Source organism: Taibaiella soli (genome assembly GCF_003236175.1).
Taxonomy (GTDB): domain Bacteria; phylum Bacteroidota; class Bacteroidia; order Chitinophagales; family Chitinophagaceae; genus QKTW01.
Genome location: NZ_QKTW01000009.1, coordinates 130,618 through 153,519 on the forward strand (window position 1 = coordinate 130,618; position 22,902 = coordinate 153,519).

General features: G+C 43.5%; 18 protein-coding genes. 10 read left to right on the plus strand and 8 right to left on the minus strand.

Annotation, left to right across the window (positions count from 1 at the left end):
• The first annotated feature begins 29 nt into the window (after positions 1-29).
• From DN068_RS05860 to DN068_RS05880, 5 genes are all read left to right on the plus strand, one after another.
• Entirely contained in the window at positions 30-2,975 is a 2,946-nt protein-coding gene (locus DN068_RS05860; RefSeq protein ID WP_110997963.1) for a TonB-dependent receptor, read from the plus strand.
• 32 nt (positions 2,976-3,007) lie between these two features.
• The gene (locus tag DN068_RS05865) at positions 3,008-4,291 is read left to right on the plus strand and encodes an alkaline phosphatase family protein (RefSeq protein WP_110997964.1); all 1,284 of its coding nucleotides are present in this window, start codon (positions 3,008-3,010) and stop codon (positions 4,289-4,291) included.
• A gap of 239 nt (positions 4,292-4,530) precedes the next feature.
• On the plus strand, positions 4,531-5,214 hold the full coding sequence (locus tag DN068_RS05870) for a phosphonatase-like hydrolase (protein WP_165836295.1): 684 nt from the start codon (positions 4,531-4,533) through the stop codon (positions 5,212-5,214).
• A gap of 1 nt (position 5,215) precedes the next feature.
• The gene (locus tag DN068_RS05875) at positions 5,216-6,535 is read left to right on the plus strand and encodes a DUF5690 family protein (protein WP_110997966.1); all 1,320 of its coding nucleotides are present in this window, start codon (positions 5,216-5,218) and stop codon (positions 6,533-6,535) included.
• A complete protein-coding gene (locus tag DN068_RS05880; protein WP_110997967.1) occupies positions 6,528-7,646 on the plus strand; it encodes a TIGR03364 family FAD-dependent oxidoreductase in 1,119 nt (372 codons plus the stop codon). Before DN068_RS05875 ends, DN068_RS05880 begins: the two co-directional genes overlap by 8 nt.
• Before the next feature lie 465 nt (positions 7,647-8,111).
• On the opposite strand, the gene DN068_RS05885 is transcribed toward DN068_RS05880, so the two are convergent.
• Positions 8,112-9,194 carry an endonuclease gene (locus DN068_RS05885; protein WP_165836296.1) on the minus strand — a complete coding sequence of 361 codons (1,083 nt, stop codon included), beginning with the start codon at positions 9,192-9,194 and terminating at the stop codon, positions 8,112-8,114.
• Positions 9,195-9,332: 138 nt separating this feature from the next.
• Here DN068_RS05885 and DN068_RS05890 point away from each other — a divergent pair, with 138 nt between their 5' ends.
• The 3 genes from DN068_RS05890 to DN068_RS05900 all read left to right on the plus strand — a co-directional run bounded on the left by DN068_RS05890 (position 9,333) and on the right by DN068_RS05900 (position 11,827).
• Complete coding sequence (locus tag DN068_RS05890; RefSeq protein WP_110997969.1) at positions 9,333-10,214, plus strand: bifunctional 5,10-methylenetetrahydrofolate dehydrogenase/5,10-methenyltetrahydrofolate cyclohydrolase; 882 nt, start codon at positions 9,333-9,335, stop codon at positions 10,212-10,214.
• 195 nt (positions 10,215-10,409) lie between these two features.
• Entirely contained in the window at positions 10,410-11,027 is a 618-nt protein-coding gene (locus DN068_RS05895; protein ID WP_243630123.1) for a 7-carboxy-7-deazaguanine synthase QueE, read from the plus strand.
• Between the two features lie 2 nt (positions 11,028-11,029).
• A complete protein-coding gene (locus tag DN068_RS05900; RefSeq protein WP_110997971.1) occupies positions 11,030-11,827 on the plus strand; it encodes an undecaprenyl-diphosphate phosphatase in 798 nt (265 codons plus the stop codon).
• Positions 11,828-12,422: 595 nt separating this feature from the next.
• Here the strand turns inward: DN068_RS05900 and DN068_RS05905 are convergent.
• Together DN068_RS05905 and DN068_RS05910 are read right to left on the minus strand one after the other, a co-directional pair.
• The gene (locus DN068_RS05905) at positions 12,423-12,779 is read right to left on the minus strand and encodes a tellurite resistance TerB family protein (RefSeq protein ID WP_110998084.1); all 357 of its coding nucleotides are present in this window, start codon (positions 12,777-12,779) and stop codon (positions 12,423-12,425) included.
• A gap of 26 nt (positions 12,780-12,805) precedes the next feature.
• Positions 12,806-14,017, minus strand: a complete 1,212-nt coding sequence (locus DN068_RS05910; RefSeq protein ID WP_110997972.1) for an alanine dehydrogenase — start codon at positions 14,015-14,017, stop codon at positions 12,806-12,808.
• 170 nt (positions 14,018-14,187) lie between these two features.
• On the opposite strand from DN068_RS05910, the gene rpoN reads away from it, so the two are divergent.
• On the plus strand, positions 14,188-15,663 hold the full coding sequence (gene rpoN, locus DN068_RS05915) for an RNA polymerase factor sigma-54 (RefSeq protein WP_110997973.1): 1,476 nt from the start codon (positions 14,188-14,190) through the stop codon (positions 15,661-15,663).
• A gap of 15 nt (positions 15,664-15,678) precedes the next feature.
• Here rpoN and DN068_RS05920 read toward each other — a convergent pair whose 3' ends face one another.
• From DN068_RS05920 to DN068_RS05930, 3 genes are all read right to left on the minus strand, one after another.
• Positions 15,679-16,260 carry a DUF3109 family protein gene (locus tag DN068_RS05920; protein WP_110997974.1) on the minus strand — a complete coding sequence of 194 codons (582 nt, stop codon included), beginning with the start codon at positions 16,258-16,260 and terminating at the stop codon, positions 15,679-15,681.
• Positions 16,261-16,364: 104 nt separating this feature from the next.
• On the minus strand, positions 16,365-17,027 hold the full coding sequence (locus DN068_RS05925) for a CBS domain-containing protein (RefSeq protein WP_110997975.1): 663 nt from the start codon (positions 17,025-17,027) through the stop codon (positions 16,365-16,367).
• A gap of 89 nt (positions 17,028-17,116) precedes the next feature.
• Positions 17,117-17,878, minus strand: coding sequence for an alpha/beta fold hydrolase (locus DN068_RS05930; RefSeq protein WP_110997976.1), 762 nt, complete (start codon positions 17,876-17,878; stop codon positions 17,117-17,119).
• 341 nt (positions 17,879-18,219) lie between these two features.
• On the opposite strand from DN068_RS05930, the gene ispG reads away from it, so the two are divergent.
• Positions 18,220-20,229, plus strand: a complete 2,010-nt coding sequence (gene ispG / locus DN068_RS05935; protein WP_110997977.1) for a (E)-4-hydroxy-3-methylbut-2-enyl-diphosphate synthase — start codon at positions 18,220-18,222, stop codon at positions 20,227-20,229.
• 221 nt (positions 20,230-20,450) lie between these two features.
• Here ispG and DN068_RS05940 read toward each other — a convergent pair whose 3' ends face one another.
• Both DN068_RS05940 and DN068_RS05945 read right to left on the minus strand, forming a co-directional pair.
• A complete protein-coding gene (locus DN068_RS05940; RefSeq protein WP_110997978.1) occupies positions 20,451-21,893 on the minus strand; it encodes an O-antigen ligase family protein in 1,443 nt (480 codons plus the stop codon).
• 1 nt (position 21,894) lies between these two features.
• Entirely contained in the window at positions 21,895-22,863 is a 969-nt protein-coding gene (locus DN068_RS05945) for a Wzz/FepE/Etk N-terminal domain-containing protein (RefSeq protein ID WP_110997979.1), read from the minus strand.
• Positions 22,864-22,902: the final 39 nt, after the last annotated feature.

Here is a 22,902-nt window from a genome sequence, read left to right on the forward strand (position 1 = left end):
ATTCAATAAAACAATAAGCAGCGCAGATCATGTGTGTATTCAGATTGAAAAGTCTCTTATTGGTTACCCTGGTTTTGCTGTGTCAGATTGGTCTGGCGCAGCAGGGCCTAAAGGGTAAGGTAAGCGGCGTTGATGGAAAACTGGCCGGAGCCTTGATAAAATTGGTCGATACAAAATTGGGTACGGTTACCAATGACGATGGCAGCTTTGAAATCAAAGATGTGCCGGAAGGCCAATACCAATTGCGTATTTCTTATGCAGGGTTCGAAGAAAAATTAATACTGATCACTGTACAGAAAGGAAAGGAGACGGAAATCGGCAGCATTGCATTGAAAGATAATTCGCATGCAATGAAGGAGGTGACGGTGAAAGGTAAGGCCAACAATGGTTCTAACCTGGAAGCATTGAAGATGACGAAGAATTCAACTAAAATTGTTACCGTCCTTTCGGCGGAGAATATTGGTAAGTTGCCGGATAAAAACGTAGCCGAAGCTGTGCAGCGCGCCGCTGGTGTAAAACTGGAACATAATAAAGGGGAGGGTAGTACAGTTGCATTACGCGGTACTCCTACTGATTGGACTGCTACTTTTGTCAACGGTGATCGTTTGCCTACCTCGGATGAAGATGATCCGAGCCGCACTTTTCACTTCGAAGTTTTTCCATCGCAACTGGTCGATAATATCATTGTAACAAGAACTGTGACTCCAGATCTTGATGCGGATAATATTGGCGGTGCCATTAACTTTCAGACAGTAACACCGCCAACAAAAAAGGTATTCAATATTGACCTGGGCGCTGGTATGAATGTGCGTGCTGGCAAGCCTTTGTATGATATCAATTTTACTTACGGGAATACGACGAAGGACAAGAAATTCTCTTACGTACTCAGCGGCTCTTATTATCAGCGGGCTTATGCAACAGATGCCATGCGCATGGTTTACGGCTCTAACTATAGCCATGAGATTAACGCACTGGAGTTGAAAGATTATTTCGGTACGCGTAAAACACTTGGTGCAAATGCGGCGGTAGAATACAAACCTAACTCACGACTGACGCTTGGAGCGCACTTCATGCACGGTCGTATGGACGACGATAAATGGCAGTATAAAACTACTTATAACTGGGCAGATGGTGAAGGGCAGCGTATGCGTGATATCGGTACGCACGGTGTGTTGCAACGCAGATTGTACGGTGGGGATGTCACGGCTTCCTGGAATGTGAGCGATAAATTTAAGCTTGATGCTAAAGTAGCCAGTTACTATAATTCATTCCGCTACGGGCCATTCCCATATGGAAAAGGCGATCCGAGAAATGGTTATGTAACGTTCAATTTTATCAATTCGATTGAGAAGACTTTCTATTACAACGATTTTGTCAACACAGATTTTTATGGCAAAATGCCGTCTGATCCAAGTGTGAAAACCACGCCATATGTATTGTTGGATGGAGATAACCCTTACGGTACAGGGCCGCATTACGACAATATACACCCCACGCCAAATTACCTGCCAGGAACCGATCAGTACTATCTGGAAAGTATCACGAGTCAGACAAATAATACCTGGGAAAAAGATCCGGTAAGTGCGCAGGTAAATGGTACCTGGACTTTAAATGATAAGGTAACTCTTAAAGCTGGATTGAAATTCAGAGCGAAACAGGGAAGTCGTGAAATCAGTGAGTATTCGTGGTATCCGAACACCGGCGAGATTCAGAACTTGCGTATCTGGCTGAATCAGCATGAAACGCAAGACCCGCCGCGCAACAGCACTTTCCTCAACGCAATGAGTGGTGCTTATGCCGGGCAGTTGATGCCATTTCTGACGCCGTCAGCGATGACAGGTCTTATTGGTAATCTGGGCGACAGTCTGAAAGGTTATGCAATGGATCAGTACAATAACAACTATTATGTCTGGGTCGGTTCAAAATACCATTATCAGGAGCAGGTTTCAGCGGGTTATGCAATGGCGGAAGCAAAGTTGGGTAAATGGGAATTAGTAGGTGGGCTACGTATTGAAAACACACATTTTGTAGAAACTGGTGATACGCAGTCTACGCAAGGTCAGATGTACACAACTCCTGATGGGACCACTTCTGTCTGGTATTTTGCGCCGGAGAGCAGAACTGTAGATAGGAACTATCTCGCCATTTTACCTAGTTTAAATGCGAACTATTCCATCGATAGTAAGTCAGATTTGCGTCTGGCGGTATCGCGTACATTTCACCGTCCCAACTTTGAGGAAACCAAGCCTGGCGCACCGGTGATTCGTTTCGAAGATCTGGAATTCAATTTTGGTAATCCGAATCTGAAACCAACCTATTCACTCAATTTTGATGCCACCTATCAACGATATTGGGGTAAAGGTCTGATGACTTTCGGGTTATACTATAAAAATGTAACTGACCACATATTCACCAGAATGGAGGCAGATACAGACCCTGTGAGTGGTATCATTTATAAGTACTATGAGAATGCAGGCAACTCTTACATTATGGGTGCAGAAGCATCTATCGATCGCAAGTTTGATTTTCTGCACGGCTTCTGGAGCGGCTTCGGGGTTTATGCTAACGTAACTTATTCTTATGCGCGCATGCAGGTGCCGGGACGTCCAAGCAGTCAGGCAATGACAGAACAAACACCGTGGTTATACAACATTGCACTCTATTATGAGAAAGGTCGTGTGAATACACGTCTGGGTTTGAACTATACCGGCGCTTATCTGAAAGAGTTGAACCTGGCTTCTGTTGCGGGTTACGGTATTCTGCACAAAGACACAGACTATGATTTGTTTGTTGGTGAAACCTATTCGCTCGATTATCAGCTTGCAGTTACTGTCAGTAAACACATGAGCGTATTCGGTGAGGCAAACAATCTTTTGAATGCGCCTTACAAAACATATATCGGTCAGCCTTGGCGTCCACGTCGTATCGAATACTACGGCCCGCGCTTCGAAGTGGGTGTCAAATTCAATCTGTAATTAATTATCAAAAAATAATCAAACCAAAAATTATGAAGCGCTTAAAGTTACTGGCATTGTTGCTGATGGGAAGTACTGTATTGACTTTCGCATCACAGAAAAGAAAAGTATTGTTGATCGGTATTGATGGTACGCGCGCAGATGCGTTGCAAGCTGCAAATACACCGAACATTGATTCTTTGATCGCTACCGGTGCTTACACATTCGACTCATGGCATACTGGTATTACAGTGTCGGGTCCATCATGGTCTACCATTTTTACTGGTGTGAACTATATGAAACATGGTGTAACGGATAACTCTTATTCTGGCAGTCACTTTGATCAGTACAATGAGTTTCCGAAGCTGGCAAAAGAATACAAGCCAAATTTGTATGCGGCGGAAGTGATCGAATGGTCACCGTTGGTAGACAATGTTCCGAATCAATACGACGGCTATAATTCGCGCATTAAAGTTCCGGACGGCGGTACCACACCAACGGGAAGTGTAGCTGTAACGCAGTTGCTGAATTCAAACATGGATGTACTCACTGTTTATTTTGATGCAGTCGATCTCGCTGGTCACTCCAATGGTTTCAGTCCAAACAATCCATCTTATATCTCTGCGATTCAAGCGGTAGATGCACAAATCGGCAATATCATCACAGCGCTGCATAGCCGTCCGAATTATGCAAACGAAGACTGGTTGGTATTGATCACAACTGATCACGGCGGTCTGGGTACCGGTCACGGTGGTAACTCAAATGACGAACGCCATATCTGGTGGATCGGAAGCGGTAATCATGTAATCCACAAACAACTTTTTGGCGCAGATCCTGGAACATACCGTATCGTTCCTCCGGGTGTTGATACAGCTATTCTGAAACACACACCGGTTCAGGCAGATATCGCTGTAACAGCATTGCACCACCTGATCTACGACGAAAATGTTCGTCCTGATACAGTAACGCGCTGGGCACTGGATGGTAAATCATTGCTGGATTCAATTCACGTAGAAACCGTCGATACAACTGGTAACGACACGACATCGACACCTATTGATCCAACAGCAGTAGGTAATGTAGCCTCTCAGGAACTGAATGTGAAAGTGTATCCAAATCCATCTACAGGTTTGTTCACATTCTGGTTCGATCCAAATCACCAAAAGGTTTCTTACAGCGTGTTTAATACAAATGGCATGTTGATTCGTCGCGAAGAGGATGTGCAGATGGGTTATAAACTCAACGTAGATCTGTCGGCACAGGAGAGCGGTATGTATATCATCCGTATTCAGGCTGGCGCGAAGGTGATGGACAATAAGGTGATTATTGCGCATTAACGGTTTGTCGTTGATTGTTGACGGTTTCAGGAAATCGGAACTCAGTTATGCGTCGAATTCGTTTAGGACGACGAATGCATAAGCAATTCAGACATCAGCTTAATACCTGATACTAATTACTTGATACTAAAAATAGAATTCAATTCCGGCGCCTGTTCCATTTAAATGTAAAGCGATTCATAAACATGTAACGCAGGCGCCCGGAAATGAGCATAGAATTTTTAAAACAAACAGGAGATATGTCTATCAAACTTGTAGTATTTGACATGGCGGGCACGACCGTAGAAGACAATAACAGCGTGGCAGCAGTGCTGCAATATGCAATGAAGTCATTTGGTTATGACGCAAACATGGATGAGGTAAACAAAGTAATGGGTTACCCGAAACCAGTAGCTATTAAAGCTTTGCTGGAAATTTACGGAGAAAATAATGAAGCTGCTGACGATGCTAAAGTGACAGCAATACACGATGTGTTCGTGGGTAAAATGATGGAGCATTATAAGCAGAGCCCGATTATACGTGAAAAAGAAGGTGTGCGGGATACATTTATAAAACTGAAAGAACAAAACATCAAGATCGGTATTGATACAGGATTTTCGCGTGATATCGCCGACGCAATTTTCGATCGTCTGGGTTGGAAAGAAGAAGGACTTTTTGATGTGAGTATTACCAGTGATGAAGTCGCTAATGGCCGTCCATATCCGGATATGATCTTCAAAGCAATGCAAATGACAGATGTCGCGGATGTAGCCAGTGTGGCCAAAGTTGGCGATACGGCTTCTGATATGCAGCAAGGTGCTGCGGCGGGTTGCAAATACGTAATCGGCGTTACTACTGGTTCTTATACTGCGGAAGAATTGCAAACGGAACCACATACACATCTCATCAATCATCTTTATGAAGTAGTCGATATCGTTTCCTGATATGAGCAAACTCAGTTCCGGTTTTTTACAAAGAACACTGGCGAAAAGCCATCCTGTATGGCTCACGATTCTTGCAAGCATAGCCGCTTTTGGCACGTACTCCTGTATGTATGCTTTCCGTAAAGGATTTACTGCAGGAACATATTCGGGCGATCAGCTCTGGGGGGTCGACTATAAAGTATGGCTGGTGTTTGCGCAAGTGTTGGGGTATATGCTGAGTAAGTTCGCAGGCATTAAAATCATCTCTGAACTCAGAACTGGTCAACGTGCATCGAGGTTGTTTCTTCTGATAGGCATTTCATGGATAGCATTGCTAGGCTTTGCTGTTGTGCCCGCGCCGTTTAATATTCTTTGCTTATTTATTAATGGTTTTCCATTAGGAATGATCTGGGGTATTGTAGTGAGTTATCTGGAAGGACGCCGTGCAACTGAATTTATGGGTACGGTGATGGCTGTGAGTCTTATTTCTTCATCAGGGTTGGCAAAAACAGTGGGTAAGATACTCATGCTTTCCTGGAATGTTCCCGAAAACTGGATGCCATTTGCCGTGGGCGCTGTATTCGTTTTGCCGCTTGTACTTTTTGTGTTTTTGCTGGAACAAATTCCCCCACCGAATGAGGAAGATATTAAGCTGCGTGCTGTCCGTAAACCAATGACAAAGCAAGAGCGTAAATCCTTTGTTCGTGAATATTTGCCAGGTATTGTGTTGGTGGTTTCCGTCTATCTGCTGCTTACGATCATTCGTGATATCAGGGATAATTTCGAAGTAGAGCTTTGGACGGCATTGGGTTACGGTAAACAACCGACGATTTTTACGCGTACTGATTTGCCAATCGCATTCAGCGTACTGATTATTATGAGCCTGCTCATATTGGTGCGCAATAATCTTAAAGCATTTACCCTCATTCATATTATGGTATTGTTAGGTTGTGCCATTGTAGGCATCAGTACTTGGCTTTATGATATACATTGCATCAGCAGTATCGCCTGGATGTCGGCTGCAGGATTGGGTTTGTACATGGCGTATATTCCGTTCAACTGCATTTTCTTTGAACGTATGATTGCTACATTTCGCATCGTCGGTAATATCGGCTTCGTAATGTATATCGCTGATTCGTTTGGTTATCTCGGAAGTGTGGGTGTACTTTTTATAAAGCAGTTTGCCCGGCTCAATATTTCATGGCTCGGTTTTTTTCACGCAGGGCTGATGATCTTATCTTTTACAGGATTCACTGTAGTACTGCTTTCGCTGATCTATTTCAGAACGAAGTACAACAAGAAAAACCTTTTTGAAAAAACAGTAAACAACGTGTATGCATAAAACAGGAATAGTAATTGGGGCAGGCATTGTAGGTCTGGCAGCAGCAAGGGCCTTGGCCGTTCGTGGTTACAAAGTGCAGGTGTTTGAGCGCAGTGCAAAAGCAGTAGGCGCATCTGTGCGCAATTTTGGAATGATCTGGCCAATCGGGCAGAAGGTAAATGGATTGTATGATCGTGCTATGCTTTCACGCAGTATCTGGCAACAGATTTGTGAAGAGGCAAATATCTGGTATGATCCCTGTGGCTCATTGCAGATGGCTTATCACGATGATGAGATGAATGTCATCTCTGAATTTGAAACTGCAAACCGTTCGCTTCGCGATTGCGCATTGCTTTCACCGGAAGCGACGCTTGCTAAATCGTCCTTCGTAAATCCGGATGGTTTGAAAGGCTCATTGTGGAGTAGTTCCGAAATCATTGTAGATGCTCGTGAAGCAATCGCAAAGCTGCCGGATTATCTCAGCGAAAAATATGGAGTCGAGTTTCATTTTAATAAATTGGTTACTTCGGTTGAATATCCAGGAGTGAAGGTTGGTAGCGATGTGTATGAAGCAGATGAGATATTCGTTTGCAGCGGTCCGGATTTTGAGACATTGTATCCGGAATTATTTGCAACAGGTATTACCAAATGTAAACTACAAATGATGCGTTCTGCACCTTACAATCACGATATAGGTGCTGCACTTTGCGGTGGTATGACATTGGCACACTACGCTGCGTTTGAAGAATGTACTTCGTTGCCGGCGCTAAAAAAACGTATCCAGGAACAATATCCGGACTATGTGAAATACGGCATTCATGTGATGATTGCTCAAAACGGACTGAACGAATTAGTAATCGGTGATTCGCATGAATACGGCAATACGCACGATCCGTTTGATAAGCATTTCATCAATAAAATGATTCTTGATTATCTCGCTACGTTTACCACATTTCCGGGAATGGAAATTGCACAAACATGGCACGGTATTTATCCAAAGCTTGCAAAAGGAACAGAGATAATCATGACTCCTGAAGATGGCGTGACAGTGGTAAATGGCCTTGGTGGCGCAGGTATGACGCTTTCTTTCGGGTTGCTTGAACAATTAATCGCAAGCCGCGTTCCGGCTTAAAAACTTTTTTATAAGAGAGGAAAAATGAGAAAAACCTCCGGTGTCTACCGGAGGTTTTGTTGTCTTTAATTTAAAAGTAAAAATTCAAAAGTAAAAATCAGCGATAATTGGTTCCCCGCAAAGATGCATAAGATGCAAAGGTCTGATGTTTTAGACAGTGGCACACCGTTTCGATAAAAATTTATTCGTAAAGTGAGAAGCTTATGCCTCTTTGCTTCTTTCCGTCTTTGCGGAAAATAAACAGCATCACGGGCCAAAATCAGAAATCAGACATCCGCCGCCAGCGATCAGAAGACTATTGTAAGGAGAACGTCAAACCATTGTCACCAAAGAGTAGAACCACCATTTTCTTATTGCATTTCGGATACATAAATGGTAGGTTGCATATGCAATCAAACTTATGGTCAGCCCCACAAAACCCTAAAATTATTTGCAGGTGAAATGCTTCATTTCACCTGCAATTTTTTATTGAACAGAAAGCTTCAAAGTTTCTAGGCGGTCTTTCATTTGTACTTTCAGCAAATACATGCCAGCGGCCCAGTTGCGGGTATCTACCTCGACAGAATTTTCACCTTTCACAACATCTTTATGGTATAATAGCTGTCCTTGCAGATTCAATACATCAACAGCGAGTACTTCATCTGGCGTTAGCTGTTGCCAGTTGATTGTTACCTGTTCGTGCGCAGGATTCGGATACAACGCAACCTGATTTCTGACTGCTTCAAAACTAGCTACAGAAAGCGAAGCGCAATTGCCATTCCCCCAGATACAATCAGCAAATTGCGGATAGTCAATAAACGGATTTCGGTTGCCTTGCAATGCATAGGCTGCATTGTTGCGTGCAATTTCTTTAGTGCTTACCGGATCCAGATGATGCCAGCTTAGCAGCATCTGAACTGCCCACGGTTGCAAAGTTGCTTTAGTGGCCATTTCCCAGTTGCTGAATTTATTGCTGTCAGCAAGGTAGCGCGTCACGATATAAAAATAGCTGCGGGCAATGTCTCCTTTAAACGAATCAATCGGTTCAAAGCAACTACTCACCGGTGCTCCCAAATAAGTATTGTTGCCAATTTTGGTTCCGTTGGTAAATGTTTTGGTCGCTGTACCAACTATGCCGTATGGAAGATCTGCCCGTTGTCCGTTCACATAATAATCCGTTGGGTAAGCGATCCAGAGATCAGACTCCATTGGATAGTTGCTGCTGAATTTGCTTTGTGGCCAAACATGTTCGCGGTTATAGCAGGAGTTTTCATGATTGGCGCCATTGCCGCATTGTTGCGTGCCCATAGTATATTCATAGGAAGGCGTACCGCCGGGAATATCAGAATATATGTCCCAAAGCTTGCCATTGGCCTTAGCATCTGTGCTGTAGTAAGCATTCCAGAGGCCCGGGGTATAAGAAAGTTGGGTATAACCCGCTGAAATAATGGAATGGAGTTGTAATTCCAGTGCATTGCCGGAAAGCCCGTAGGCGCTGTTGTAATAGCCGGAGGGCTGTGCTTGCGCAAAAAGAGGTAGCAAAAATAAGAGTGCGAAAAATCTGCTCACAGGTTCAATTTTTTGCAAAAGTAGCGGATCAGAGAGGTGCAGGTCGCTGTTTGCCAACTGATAATAAAAACATAACACGACTGAGAAAACCGTTGGCGTTGGCCCAAATCTTTAAATTAAAGACATTACCTTTGCGCCATGCAAATTCTGGACGGTTTAGCAGTTTCTGCTCATATCAAAGAGCAATTGAAACAAGAAGTTTCTGATCTCAAAGCAAATGGCCGCAAAGCACCGCATCTGGCCGCAATTCTCGTGGGTAACAATCCGGCAAGCGAAGCGTACGTTGGTAACAAAGTGAAAACCTGTGAAGAACTGGGTTTTGACTCTACTTTATTGCGTTTCGAGACTTCCATTACGGAAGAGGAATTGCTCAATGAAGTAAAGAAACTGAATGAAAATGAATCTGTTGACGGTATTCTGGTACAATTGCCTTTGCCAAAACATATTTCAGAAAATGCAGTGATCGATACCATTGCTCCTGAAAAGGACGTAGACGGTTTCCATCCAATCTCTCAGGGCAAAATGGTGCTGGGTCAGCCTGGTTTTCTGCCGGCAACACCTTATGGCATTCTCCTGATGCTTGAACATTATAACATCGACGTAACTGGTAAACATTGCGTAGTGATCGGTCGCAGCAATATCGTCGGTACGCCAATGTCTATTCTGATGAGCCGCAATGCTAATCCGGGCAATGCAACCGTTACCATGTGTCATAGCAAAACAAAAGACCTCAAGGCAATGACCCTGCAGGCTGACGTGATTGTTGCCGCTATCGGCCGTCCGCGTTTTGTTACTGCCGACATGGTTAAAGAAGGCGCAATCGTAATCGACGTAGGTATCAACCGCATCGACGATGCTACCCGCAAAAGCGGCAGCCGTCTCGTTGGTGACGTAGATTACGACAACGTAGCTCCAAAATGTGCTTATATCACTCCGGTTCCCAAAGGCGTAGGCCCAATGACGATTTGTGGTTTGATGAAGAATACGCTGCTTGCCGCGAAAAATCGTTCTAATGCTTAATGCCTAACGCCAAAAGCTTAAAACTTTTGTCCTTCGGCTTCGCTTAGGATGACTTGCGATGGACAAGCTTTCGGCTTTAAGCGTTGAGCTTTCAGCAATTTTTGACTTTTAACTTTTGACATTTCACTTGTCACCCTGAGCGGAGTCGAAGGGCGCAATTGACAACTCACAATTGACAACTCACAATTCATAATTTTGAATACAGATACACATATCTACAGCTATCCCGTCATGGAGCATTTCTACACCCTCCAGGGAGAAGGCCGCTTCAGCGGCCAGGCAGCCTATTTCATCAGGCTGGCTGGTTGCGATGTAGGATGTGTCTGGTGTGATGTGAAAGAAAGCTGGGATACAGAAGGCCATCCGTTGTTTACCACAGAAGCAATTGTGACAGCGGCATCGGCGCATCCCGGCAGAATTGCCGTTATTACGGGAGGCGAGCCTGCTATGCATCAACTGCAACCCTTGACAGATGCACTGCATGCGGCAGGATTTCGAGTGCATATTGAAACATCGGGTTCCAGCACGCTCAGTGGAGATCTGGATTGGATTACCTTATCCCCTAAGAAATTTAAAGCACCTCTTGAAGAAAGCCTTCAGCAAGCCAACGAGCTGAAAGTTGTTGTATTTAATAAAACAGATTTTGCGTGGGCCGAGCAACATGCTAAAAATGTGCCCGAACACTGTATCTTGTACCTGCAGCCAGAATGGAGCAAGCGAGATCAGATGACACCGCTCATTATCGATTTTATACAGCAAAACCCACAATGGCAACTTTCATTACAAACACATAAATATCTCAACATTCCTTAATCATGACTTGGTTCCAAGCCATCATCACAGCCGTAGTAGAAGGCCTCACAGAGTTTTTGCCAATTTCGTCTACTGCCCACATGAAATTCGCACAGGCATTTATGCACGTTGATCCAAAAGATCCTTTTATCAACATGTTTGACATTGTTATCCAGTTTGCCGCCATCCTTGCGGTGATCGTGCTTTACTGGAAGAAATTTGTCAACGTCAAGCATATTTCCTTTTACATCAAACTGCTTGTTGCCGTAATACCGTCGCTCATTTTCGGGGCTTTGCTCAAAAAACATATTGAGCACGTACTCGGCAGTATCACTATTATCGCCACTATCACCGTTTTGGGTGGTATCGTGCTTTTATTCATTGATAATTTCTTCAAGAATCAGACCATCACAGAAGAGCCGCAGATCAACAACGGTCGCGCGCTCAAGATTGGTTTCTTTCAGATTCTGGCAATCGTATTTCCTGGTTTGAGCCGCAGCGCTGCAACCATTATTGGTGGTATGGCTTCTGGTCTTACTCGTAGCCTGGCTGCAGAATTCTCATTCTTCCTTGCAGTGCCAACTATGGCAGCTGCTACAGCGAAGGAGTTGCTCGATACTTATAAAGAAACACCAGAAGTTTTCCATTCGTCCAATAACGGAATGCTTGTCGCGGGTTGTCTGATCGCGTTTATCGTTTCTGTAGTTTCCATCAAGTTTTTCATTACCTACTTGCAGAAACACGGATTTAAAGTGTTCGGTGTTTACCGCATCATCGCCGGTCTTATCATTCTCGGCCTTGCGCTGACCAATGTGATTTAATTAAACTCATTTTTATAAAGTGAAAAGGATTGCACAGGTTTTGTGCAATCCTTTTTGTTTACTGGCGCAAGTCTTCCGTAGGGCGACTTGTGTCTGCAAAATTCTGCCCGGATTGTATCTGGTTCGATTTTCAGTGTGAGCATACACACATCATCAATTGTTCATCGTTACTGTCCACTGGTATGGGCGTGCCCCTTCGGGTCGGGCTATCCGCTACAAGTCCTCGCTCCGCATTGCTCCGCTGTGGGCTTTCCGCTACTATCCCTCACGCTTTTGCGCTGGCGTGAGTCTGCCGAAGGGTGCTCATGTTTGCATAAATTTTCTGCAGATTGGATCCGTCACAGAACCGGACGATAAATTATTTTTTATACCCGATAAGGTATAGATTGAATGGAAATTGCCCATTTTATACCTCAACGGGTATAAAATGGATTTGGCAACCTTCATAAAAGAATGAGGTTTTATAGCCCTCTTTGGTTATGAAGTAGGTGCGGTGCCGGTAAAAAGAGAAACTAAGCTCTAAACAAAAAAACGGTCAGACGACTTTGGGCCGTCCGACCGTTTTCTTTAATCAGACATCAGGAAATCAGCGATCCTACGCCGCTTCCCAATTATCGAACAGCATATTCAAAAAGTAATTTTCTTCTTTAGTGATCACATGGTCCGCTTTGGCCAGGCGGATTGCAAATTTGATCAGACTCTTACGCTCTTCTTCTGTAGCGTCATCATAAAAATCATCCATAGCTTTCAGGAAGTGGCCTTCCCATTGGTCGGGATGCAGATTGCTGATGATTTCCATTTCGCGGTCCAGATTCACATGAAACGGAAATTCTTGCACAAGGTATTGCCGAATGACGCTGTCTTCATTCGCACTGATCCGGAAATCCACCGCAGAGAGTATCATCAGCAAGTGGTATCCGGCAATAGTTTTATTCATTCTGTTGTTGGGCATAAAAATTTTCAAGGATTAGTGATTGGTTAACTTTGAGAAGCCAGCAAAAGGTCAAGATCCGTGTATTTGAAATTAAAACGCCTTGCCAGTGGCGCATTCGTTACACAACCTTTGTACAGGTACACGCCGTTGCGGATACCTCGCTTCGCCTGGATCAGCACTTCTGCGCCGCCCAAGTCTGCGCATTGCTGTAGTATAGGCATCAATACATTGCTGATCGCCCTGGAAGCCGTCCGTGATACGCCGGAGGCAATATTGGGTACGCAATAGTGTATGACATCGTATTTTCTAAAAATAGGATTTTCGTGTGTGGTGACATGTGACGTTTCAAAACTGCCGCCACGGTCAATGCTGACGTCTACAATAACAGATCCTGGTTTCATATTGCTCACCATTTCTTCTGTTACAACCACGGGTGTAATGCCGTTTACGGGCTTTAATGCACCCACCGCCACATCTGCGTTGCTCAGTTCTTCAGCCAGCGTTACGGGCTCCAGAACGGATGTAAACAGGCGACGGCCCACATTGTTTTGCAGACGCATCAGACGATAAATGGAATTATCAAAGACCTTTACCGAAGCACCAAGACCAAGTGCTGTCCGTGTTGCAAATTCGCCGACGACACCTGCACCAATGATAAGCACTTTTGCCGGCGGAACGCCAGAAATACCGCCCAACAAAATGCCCTTTCCGTTATGGACATTGCTCAGATATTTGGCTGCCGTAAGAATAGCTGAATTGCCCGCAATTTCGCTCATAGAGCGCACAATCGGGTATGTGCCCGAATCATCCTTGATCGATTCAAAAGCGATGGCAATAATCTTTTTCTGAATCAGATGCTCCATCATGTCCGCTTTCAGAAACGGAAGATGGATTGGAGAAATGATTACTTGGTTTGGTTGCAGCAAATGCACTTCATCTTCAGAGATTGGCGCTGATTTAATGATCGTGGTCGCTTTATAGAGCTCCGCTTTTTCATAAACAATTCTCGCGCCTGCTTCGCTATAGTCACTGTCAGAGTAAGACGATCCCTCGCCTGCATTGTGTTCTACCGCTACGTCATTGCCATTGTTCACCAGTACTGAAACTGCCTCCGGAGTAAGCGCCACACGGTTTTCCTGAAAAGAAGTTTCTTTAGGAATGCCGATAAAAAGTTGCTTTTTTTTAGGCTGAATTTCCAGTGTCTCTTCCAGAGGAACGTATGAAAATGAGGGTGAAATATATGGTCGTTTACTCATGCCAGATCCCGTATTTTCATTAATGCAGAAATATACGAAACTACTTCCAATAAAAGAAACATGCCAATGTTTCGCAGAGAACGTTAAATTGCCTTTAAAACTTTAAAGCAGGGAAGCCTTGCATTGTTACTCAAAGTTTTATTTTTGTAAGGAAGAAGATATAAGACCGGATGCTTAAACAGTCGCACCAACAGAAACTCTTGCAGAAGTTGTCGCCACAGCAGATTCAGTTAATGAAGCTGCTGCAGGTTCCTACTGCAAGTTTGGAAGAAAGAATTAAGGAAGAAATAGAAGAAAATCCGGCACTTGAGTACAATGATGGCGATGACGGAACGGACCGGTATGACCTCTCTGATGATAACGAGAATTACGAGAGTGAAGAAGCAGAACCGGAATTGAGTGAAGAAGCTTCAGAGAAAGTAGACCTCGATGATTTCCTGAAAAGTGAGAGCGATGATGGACCAAGTGATTACAATTATGGTGATGATTACGGAGAAGAAAAAGTGGGTACACCGGTTAAGGTTGAAAACAATTTTCACGATTATGTGCTCGATCAGCTGCGTATGTTGGAGCTCGATGAGCGGGAACATAAAATAGCCGAACAGATTATCGGCAGCATGGACGATGACGGTTATTTGCGACGTGAAACAGGTCCGCTCGTAGATGATCTCGCATTTAGCCAGAATATCTATACTTCGGAAGAAGAGATCAATGAAATCATTGAAAAAATCAGGCAGTTTGATCCGCCAGGTATCTGCGCCTGGACTTTGCAGGAGTGTTTAGTACTGCAACTGAAGCGTATTGAGCAAACCAGAGATGTAAAAAATGCTATCGAAATACTCGATAAATATTTTCACGAATTTATCCGCAAGCACTACGAAAAAATACAGAAGCACCTGGGCCTTGATGACGAAGAATTTAAAGAGGTGATCAATTGCATTATTAAGTTGAACCCGAAGCCTGGGGCAGCTTTTGCAGTAGTGAGCAGTGCTGCCGGTTATGTAATTCCTGACTTTTACGTTAACTCAAATAATGGTACACCGGAGCTAATGCTCAATGCAAAAAATGCACCGGAATTGAGAGTTTCGGAAGGCTACAAGGAAATGCTTACGGCCTACAGTCGCAACGATAAAAAAAATAAACGCCAGAAAGAGGCAGTGTCTTTTATCAAGCAAAAGCTCGAAGCAGCAAAATGGTTTATTGATGCGATCAAACAGCGCCAGCATACACTGTTGCACACAATGCATGCCATTATTGAATTTCAACGTGACTTCTTCAGTACCGGAGATGAGGCTTTGCTGAAACCGATGATCCTGAAAGATATTGCAAATCTTACCGGCCTGGATGTTTCTACCGTTTCGCGGGTTGCTAATAGCAAATACGTGCAGACGGAGTTTGGTACTTATAAGCTAAAGTTCTTTTTCTCGGAAGCAGTTCATAAAGACAACGGGGAAGAGGTTTCCAGCAGGGAGGTGAAAAGCATTCTGTTTGATTTTATCAACAACGAAGATAAACGCCGGCCACATTCTGATGAAAAGCTCACAGAAATGTTGCAGGAAAAAGGATATACTATTGCGCGCCGTACTTTGGCAAAATACAGGGAGCAACTCAATATCCCCGTCGCAAGACTAAGAAAGCAGCTCTAAGAGCTGCTTTCTTTTTTATTTACTGCCGTTTATTTTCTGTGCTACTGCATCAAGTGTGTCGTAGAAATCCTGACCGTATTTTCTGATCAATGGTCCTTTCAGAAACTGATATACGGGTACCTGAAGTTTTTTTCCCAGTCTGCAGGCCGGTTTACACAAAGTCGGACGAGGTTCGTAATTGACCATTTCATATCCGTCGCCTTCTGTTATACGGATAGGATAGAGATGGCAGGAAATCGGTTTCTGAAAGTCAACAACGCCATCTTTCCAGGCTTTCTCGATGCCACATTTCACAATGCCTGTGTCAGCCTCGGTATAAGCATACACGCAAATGCCGCCGTCTTTGGTTGGCGTCACATATCCGTATTCATCGTCCATGACGTGTGTTCCCTGCTTTTCAATTTCGGCTACGTATTCCGCCGGCAGGTAACCTTTTATTTTAGGGTAAATTTTAGCGATGATATGCGTTTCCTCTTCGGTGAGTGGAGCACCGCAATCGCCATCTACACAACAGCCGCCTTTACAGCGTTGCAGATCACATACAAATTGCTGTTCTACCACATCGTCACTCAACAATACATGATCTATTGCTATCATAATAAAATAATAAAAGACGTGCAGCTTTGCGGCTGCACGTTATGTTTGGAATTTTTTACAAAATTAAGGTAAATGCTGATTTTGCACAGCGCAATTTCCCGGGATTACATATTGATGTAGTTCATCAATAATTTATACCTGCTGATCATGTCCTCGGCGCCGCCCTGTTCACCAAAGATTTCTTTGATGTTATAACCATGTCTTTCAAAAGATGAAATGACTGCGCCAAACTCGGTACGATTGGTTTTCAGCGTCACTTCCAGCATGCCGGTTTCAGTGTTGGTATGCAATTGGGTGGCTATCAGCAACACATCTTCGCTTTCGCAGATGCGGGCAATCTCTGTAAGGCTGTAACTTCTTGGTTCCACTTCCAGAACAATGATACCGCCTGGGTTGTCCAGACCACTGTTTTCGGTTATATATTTTAGTAAACCATCACGTGTAATTGCCCCCACATAAGTGTTGGAACGATCTACTACCGGAATGATCGACAGATTTTGCTGGTGTGCGATGCGTAAGGCATCGTACGGGTGACCATTAGCAAATACAGCAGGCTGGTATGTCTGAAAATCGTATGCGCTCAGCGGACGTTCAGGTGTCTGCCAGTCCAGCATGTCGTTTTCCATTACAAGACCCATATACTTATGGTCGAGTACCAAAGGCAATTGTGTCAGATGATTTTCTTCCATCAGGTACAAAGCACGGTTTCCTGTGTCTGTCGGCATCAGCGTTGGTACGATCGGCGATATTAGTTGCTCAATTAACATGATTCAAACTTCTCTTACTAATATATGTACAAATCTCAGGCCAGTTCGGATGTTTACGTACCCCAAAGAAAATCAATTTAACAAAACAACTATCCTTTGTGTTTGTTAAGGAACTCCTCTAAGATCGCATTAAACTCACCTGGAACTTCCATCATCGGTGCATGTCCGCATTTGTCAATCCAGTGCAGTTCTGAATTAGGAATCAACTTTTTAAACTCTTCCGCTACCATTGGTGGTGTGATCGTATCATTCTTACCCCAGATGAGGCAGGTAGGCAGTTTTATGTCCTGTAATTCTTCCCCGAGATTGTGACGGATAGCTGATTTCGCCAGCGCAATAATTTTTAACGCTTTCAGGCGGTTGTTTACAATGCCGTAAACTTCGTCCACAAGCTCTTTTGTTGCTACCGTCGGATCATAAAACGTCAGTTCTGTCTTTTTTCGTATAAAGTCGTAATCACCGCGTTTTGGATAAGTTTCGCCCATACCGTTTTCAAACAGTCCGGAACTACCAGTTAACGTAATGGTTTTCACCAGGTCCTGGTGTTTCAGCGTATAAACGAGTCCAACGTGTCCGCCCAAAGAATTTCCCAGTAAGTGTACTTTGCGGAAACCTTTCGCTTCAATGAATTTCTGTACGTGTTTGGCCAGTCCGGACACTGTCGTGTCTAACAGAGAAAGATCAAACAGTGGTAGCATGGGAATCACTACCTTATGAGTACGTTTAAAGTGTTCTACGAGGTCTTTAAAATTGCTGAGCGCACCAAACAGGCCATGTAACAGTACCAGTGGTTCGCCTTCTCCTTCTTCTACAAACTTAAATTTGCCTAAGTGTTTGATTTCGTATTGCATCAGGCTGGTTTGTTGCTAAAATACTATTGTTTGCGCGATTTTACGCTTTTTCACAAAACTTCATCAAAAGAAAATATCATTGCAAATCAATTATCTTTCTGATGTAAAGATATGTAATAATTTTTTTTATTATGGAAAACTAACTTATTTGCTGCACATTATGAGAATGGAATGACATTGCTCGGCTAAGGTAAAATAAGACCGATAAAGCTTGTGGTTTTTCTCAATATGTATACAAAAAACTACGAAAATGCATTCCCCGGTTTAGCTGAATTAAACAAGACTTATCACCTCCGCTATCCATATTACTTTACCTTTGCGAAAGCATTGATAGCAGAAATATGTTGCAGTATTATAGTCCCTCGCTGACTACTTATAAAAGATTACCAACCAGAGAAGTAAAAATCGGTCATCTGCTGATTGGAAACGATAACCCGGTCCGTATTCAGACAATGACCACTACTGATACGATGGATACAGAGGCAACCGTTGCTCAAACTATCCGTTGTATTGAGGCGGGCGCTGAATTGGTACGCATTACCGCTCCAAGCAAGAAAGAAGCTGAAAACTTACTGAATATAAAAAATGAGTTGCGCAAAAGAGGTTACGAGACCCCGCTTATCGCAGATATTCATTTCACACCAAATGCTGCCGAAATTGCGGCGCGGATCATCGAGAAAGTGCGGGTAAATCCAGGCAATTATATCGATAAAAAGAAGTTTGACTTTATTGAATATACCGATCTTGAATATGCTGCCGAAGTAGACCGTATTCGTGATCGTTTTACGCCGTTGGTAAAAATCTGCAAAGAGTACGGAACTGCAATGCGTATCGGTACGAATCATGGATCGCTCAGTGATCGCATTATGAGCCGATACGGAGATACGCCAATCGGTATGGTGGAAAGCGCAATGGAATTTTTGCGTATTGCCCGTAATGAAAGCTACCATCAGATTGTGCTCAGCATGAAGAGCAGTAATCCGCAGGTAATGGTGCAGGCGTACCGTTTGCTGATCCGTAAAATGGACGAAGAATTTGGCGAATGCTATCCGTTGCATCTTGGTGTTACCGAAGCCGGTGATGGCGAAGACGGCCGCATTAAAAGTGCGATCGGTATTGGCACTTTACTGGAAGATGGCATCGGCGATACTATCCGTGTTTCACTGACAGAAGATCCTGAATTTGAAATTCCGGTGTGTAAAGATCTGGTGAAGAGATATGCCGGCGCGGCAACACAAAGCAAACAAACGCCGGAGATTGCAATATTGAATTATTCGCCGTTTGATTATAAACGCAACGAAGCTTTTGCTGTTCAGAATATAGGAAATAAACAAGTTCCTGTTGTCATCGCTGATCTCAGCAAGGTTGAAAAAATAACACCGGCTGATCTGCAGAGTATTGGTTACACTTACAATGAAACCACTGATAAATGGGCAATCGGTGACGCAGCAGCAGACTATGTTTTTACTGGAAATCAATTATTGGATTTTGCTTTGCCGGGTACGCTGAAAGTAATTGTTTACCCAGCTGCATGGCAACTCGCCGAGGATAAAGCCAAGTATTTTCCAATCTTCCAGGATAGTGGATTTGTTACTGCAGAACAGAAAAGTGACAGTCTGAATTTTGTGATGGTCGATTGTTTCAACGATATTACGACGATCAATGATTATACACATTTAGACAAGCTGGCAAACGATCCTTCGGTAGTAATTTGTCTGAGCAGTACTAACAAGAATGCGATGCAATCGGTACGCAGAATGTGTACGGAGATTCAAAACCGTAATATCCATAATCCGATTATTCTGATCACAGACAGTAACGCTGCAACGCCTGATGAACATCTGATTCATTTCGCAACAGAAACAGGTGCCTTATTGCTGGATGGTTTTGGTGATGGCATTTGTCTGGGTTACGGTGCAAGCGCAAAATTGGAAACTGCGAAAGTGCAGGGTAGAACTTATCTTCCGGTAAAAGACATTTACCAGTTTACTAATAATACGGCTTTCTCTATTCTGCAAGCGACGCGTACACGTATTTCTAAAACAGAATACATTTCTTGTCCATCATGTGGTCGTACTTTATTTGATCTTCAGGAAACCACTGCGCAGATTCGTGCGGTGACCAATCATCTGAAAGGTGTGAAGATTGCTATTATGGGTTGCATTGTAAATGGCCCGGGTGAAATGGCAGATGCTGATTTCGGTTATGTAGGCAGCGGCCCGGGAAAAATTACTTTGTATAAAGGCAAGGAAGTGGTGAAGAAAAACGTACCGAGTGAAGTTGCGGTTACGGAATTGATACAATTACTGAAAGACAACGAAGCCTGGGTGGAACCAACTGCTCTGAGCTAAAAGCTTAAGACCAAAGCCGAAAGCGCCGTGGCTTTGAACCACAAAAAGGGTTATGCTGTTTTTGATATGTTCGCATATCGAGCGACTAATAAAAGGGATTTTCAATCCCGACGAAATAAAAAGAGACGGTTCCCACAATTGTGGGAACCGTCTCTTTTTATCTGATATTTTTTATTGAAGGAAGCCTTCAGTCTTAGGCTTTAGGCGTTCAGCGATATTAGTTATTCCGGAATCGGTTCTTTGCTTTTTCTGTCAAGGATTACGAGCAAGGCGATACTCAGATAGAATAGCGAACCTACTTTGTGTGTTTCCAATAGTTCTGAGAAGAAGTTATTGATAAAGCCGGCGGCAAACATCATCGCGATACCTATTGTAACACTCCGGTAGAACTTATCTTCAAACCGATGGTATACTTTCTGGGCCTGATAGAAGAATACAAACACGAGTATCGCATACAATATCAGTGCTGGCCAGCCTTGCTCCACCAACATATACAGGAAGTAGTTGTGTGTGGTGGAATGTTCATCATTACGACTTACATAAGTGCGGAATGAGGTAACAGTATATGGTTTGTAATAATAGTAAAATGCATTCGGTCCTACACCGGTCCATGGGTTTGCAGTACTCATGCGGGCTCCGGCGATCCAGCGGTAAAGGCGTTCCATCGATGACATATCCTGACCGCGGAAAGTTGCAATCATGTGATCGGTGAAATTGGTATGCATATAAGTACGCTCGAAATTCGGACGGTAGTCGATGTACTTATGGTCACGCGACATATACACAACCAGTAAAGTGATAAGCCCATAAAATACAGGCATGATCAAATTGACCAGGCGTATTCTTATTGCAATGCCGATAACTACTGCAAAAACAATTGCAATCATTGCTGCACGTGCATAAGTCAGATAAGTTGCAGGCAGCAGGAATAATGCGATGAATAATAAAATGCCACGGACCCACCATTTTTGATTCCGCGACAGCACAAATGCGATGCAGGCAACCGGGAAGAACATGGAAAGAATCGTGGAGTAGTCAACGTGGTTGTAGTACAGTTCGTTGATCGCTTTTTCAATCTTCCGGAAGTTAAAGCCGAGCTGCCAGTGACGGTAAAAGATTACGAATACCGTTCCCATGAGTGGGATTACCGTTACGATAAATGCAGTTCTGAAATCTTTTTTCTTCTGAAAGATCAGTACTGGCAAAACGAAAAATGAGGTCAGGAACCAGATTTTCGCTAACAGGAATTTTACCGAAATCAATAATTCTTTTGAATAGATCACCGCTACAATTAACCATAGGAACTGTAGTAAGATGATCATTACAAGCGGATTTCGCCACCACCATTCCGGAAGTATTTTGGGATTGCTCGCAAATAAAACACCGAATAGCAGAAGCATCAGCCACATCATTGGCTCATCGGGCACACTGGTAGAGAGTGTTTCGTTGAGAAACCAAATCTGTATGGAAAACGGAATGCAGAACAACAACAGCCAGTATGCTGTTTTCCAATTGATCGTAATTAGCGCACAATAGAAAAAAGCGAATGGTGTCGCCAGACAAAGAAAGTTCCCTGTCAGTGCATATAGCAAAATACAAAGAAGTCCCAGCGTTATGGAAACGGGCTGGAACCAGTCTTTGTTTATTATTTGTGATTGCTGCATTTTAACGTTCAACCGAAATTAATGCACGGTAATAAGCACTGAATAAAACGGCCAGTACTGCAACGAAGAAGCCAACAAACGTGCAGGCGATTACTGAAAGAATAAAACCGAGACCTGTTGGTTTTACAGGTGGCGTTGCGGAGCTCACTACCTTCACATAAGAAAGTTCGTCTGCTCTTGTACCGGTTTCAAATTCATTCAGAAGAGAAGCATATTTCGCACGGTCCATTACAAACTGGTCTTTCATCGCTTCCACATTCTGGATTTGCTCGATGCCACGGCCAAAATCAGCTGCAGTAGGTTTTACGTCTCCGCTTACAATGCTTTGGCGGTTTGGACTCACGATACCGTAAATTTTATAACGGTCACGCATATGCGCTAAAGAATCGGTCAGCAGTGCAATATTGCTATCCACTTCATGCGCTTTGTTCTGAAGTGAAAAGATCATTTTACCCTTGATCGTATTGAAGTAGTTGCGGTATGTTTCTTCTACTACGCGTACAATCTCATTGGTAACATCGGCAGACACTTTAGGAGAATGATCGATATAGCTAACTTCCAGATTTTTGTTTTCAGTTCTCTGGATCTCAAAATTCTTCTTGTACTTACCGCCCATTTTTTCCTGATCGTCTACGTTGTTCGGATCAAGTTCATAAATTTTATAGAGGTCGGTATTACGGATTACCTGGTTACGCACCATGTCCGATTTTGCGATGGCCATTACACGATCAATATCTTCTTCACTTGCGAAATAATCGATGGAACGGGTATCAACATTTCTGAAAATGTTGCTGCGATCAGCAAACTCAGGGTTGGTAACAAGGAATTCTGCAATCGCCTTGTATTTTTTCTTTTGCACCAGATAGCCAACAACACCAAGTATAGCGGCGGCTACTGTGATCCCAATAATCAGCTTGCGGCGGATTTGTATTGTTTTTGCAATATCTACCAGGTCAAAGCGTGGAGTCATGCTGTGTTTTAGTTTTTATATTTTGGGTAAAGAAAACCA

What these genes read in the sequence shown, in the direction of transcription:
- DN068_RS05940 (WP_110997978.1), bottom strand. Translation starts at nt 21,893, where the DNA reads ATGCAGCAATCACAAATAATAAACAAAGACTGGTTCCAGCCCGTTTCC.
- ispG (WP_110997977.1), top strand. Translation starts at nt 18,220, where the DNA reads ATGTTGCAGTATTATAGTCCCTCGCTGACTACTTATAAAAGATTACCA.
- DN068_RS05860 (WP_110997963.1), top strand. Translation starts at nt 30, where the DNA reads ATGTGTGTATTCAGATTGAAAAGTCTCTTATTGGTTACCCTGGTTTTG.
- rpoN (WP_110997973.1), top strand. Translation starts at nt 14,188, where the DNA reads ATGCTTAAACAGTCGCACCAACAGAAACTCTTGCAGAAGTTGTCGCCA.
- DN068_RS05865 (WP_110997964.1), top strand. Translation starts at nt 3,008, where the DNA reads ATGAAGCGCTTAAAGTTACTGGCATTGTTGCTGATGGGAAGTACTGTA.
- DN068_RS05875 (WP_110997966.1), top strand. Translation starts at nt 5,216, where the DNA reads ATGAGCAAACTCAGTTCCGGTTTTTTACAAAGAACACTGGCGAAAAGC.
- DN068_RS05920 (WP_110997974.1), bottom strand. Translation starts at nt 16,260, where the DNA reads ATGATAGCAATAGATCATGTATTGTTGAGTGACGATGTGGTAGAACAG.
- DN068_RS05890 (WP_110997969.1), top strand. Translation starts at nt 9,333, where the DNA reads ATGCAAATTCTGGACGGTTTAGCAGTTTCTGCTCATATCAAAGAGCAA.
- DN068_RS05870 (WP_165836295.1), top strand. Translation starts at nt 4,531, where the DNA reads ATGTCTATCAAACTTGTAGTATTTGACATGGCGGGCACGACCGTAGAA.
- DN068_RS05905 (WP_110998084.1), bottom strand. Translation starts at nt 12,779, where the DNA reads ATGCCCAACAACAGAATGAATAAAACTATTGCCGGATACCACTTGCTG.
- DN068_RS05925 (WP_110997975.1), bottom strand. Translation starts at nt 17,027, where the DNA reads ATGTTAATTGAGCAACTAATATCGCCGATCGTACCAACGCTGATGCCG.
- DN068_RS05930 (WP_110997976.1), bottom strand. Translation starts at nt 17,878, where the DNA reads ATGCAATACGAAATCAAACACTTAGGCAAATTTAAGTTTGTAGAAGAA.
- DN068_RS05945 (WP_110997979.1), bottom strand. Translation starts at nt 22,863, where the DNA reads ATGACTCCACGCTTTGACCTGGTAGATATTGCAAAAACAATACAAATC.
- DN068_RS05900 (WP_110997971.1), top strand. Translation starts at nt 11,030, where the DNA reads ATGACTTGGTTCCAAGCCATCATCACAGCCGTAGTAGAAGGCCTCACA.
- DN068_RS05910 (WP_110997972.1), bottom strand. Translation starts at nt 14,017, where the DNA reads ATGAGTAAACGACCATATATTTCACCCTCATTTTCATACGTTCCTCTG.
- DN068_RS05880 (WP_110997967.1), top strand. Translation starts at nt 6,528, where the DNA reads ATGCATAAAACAGGAATAGTAATTGGGGCAGGCATTGTAGGTCTGGCA.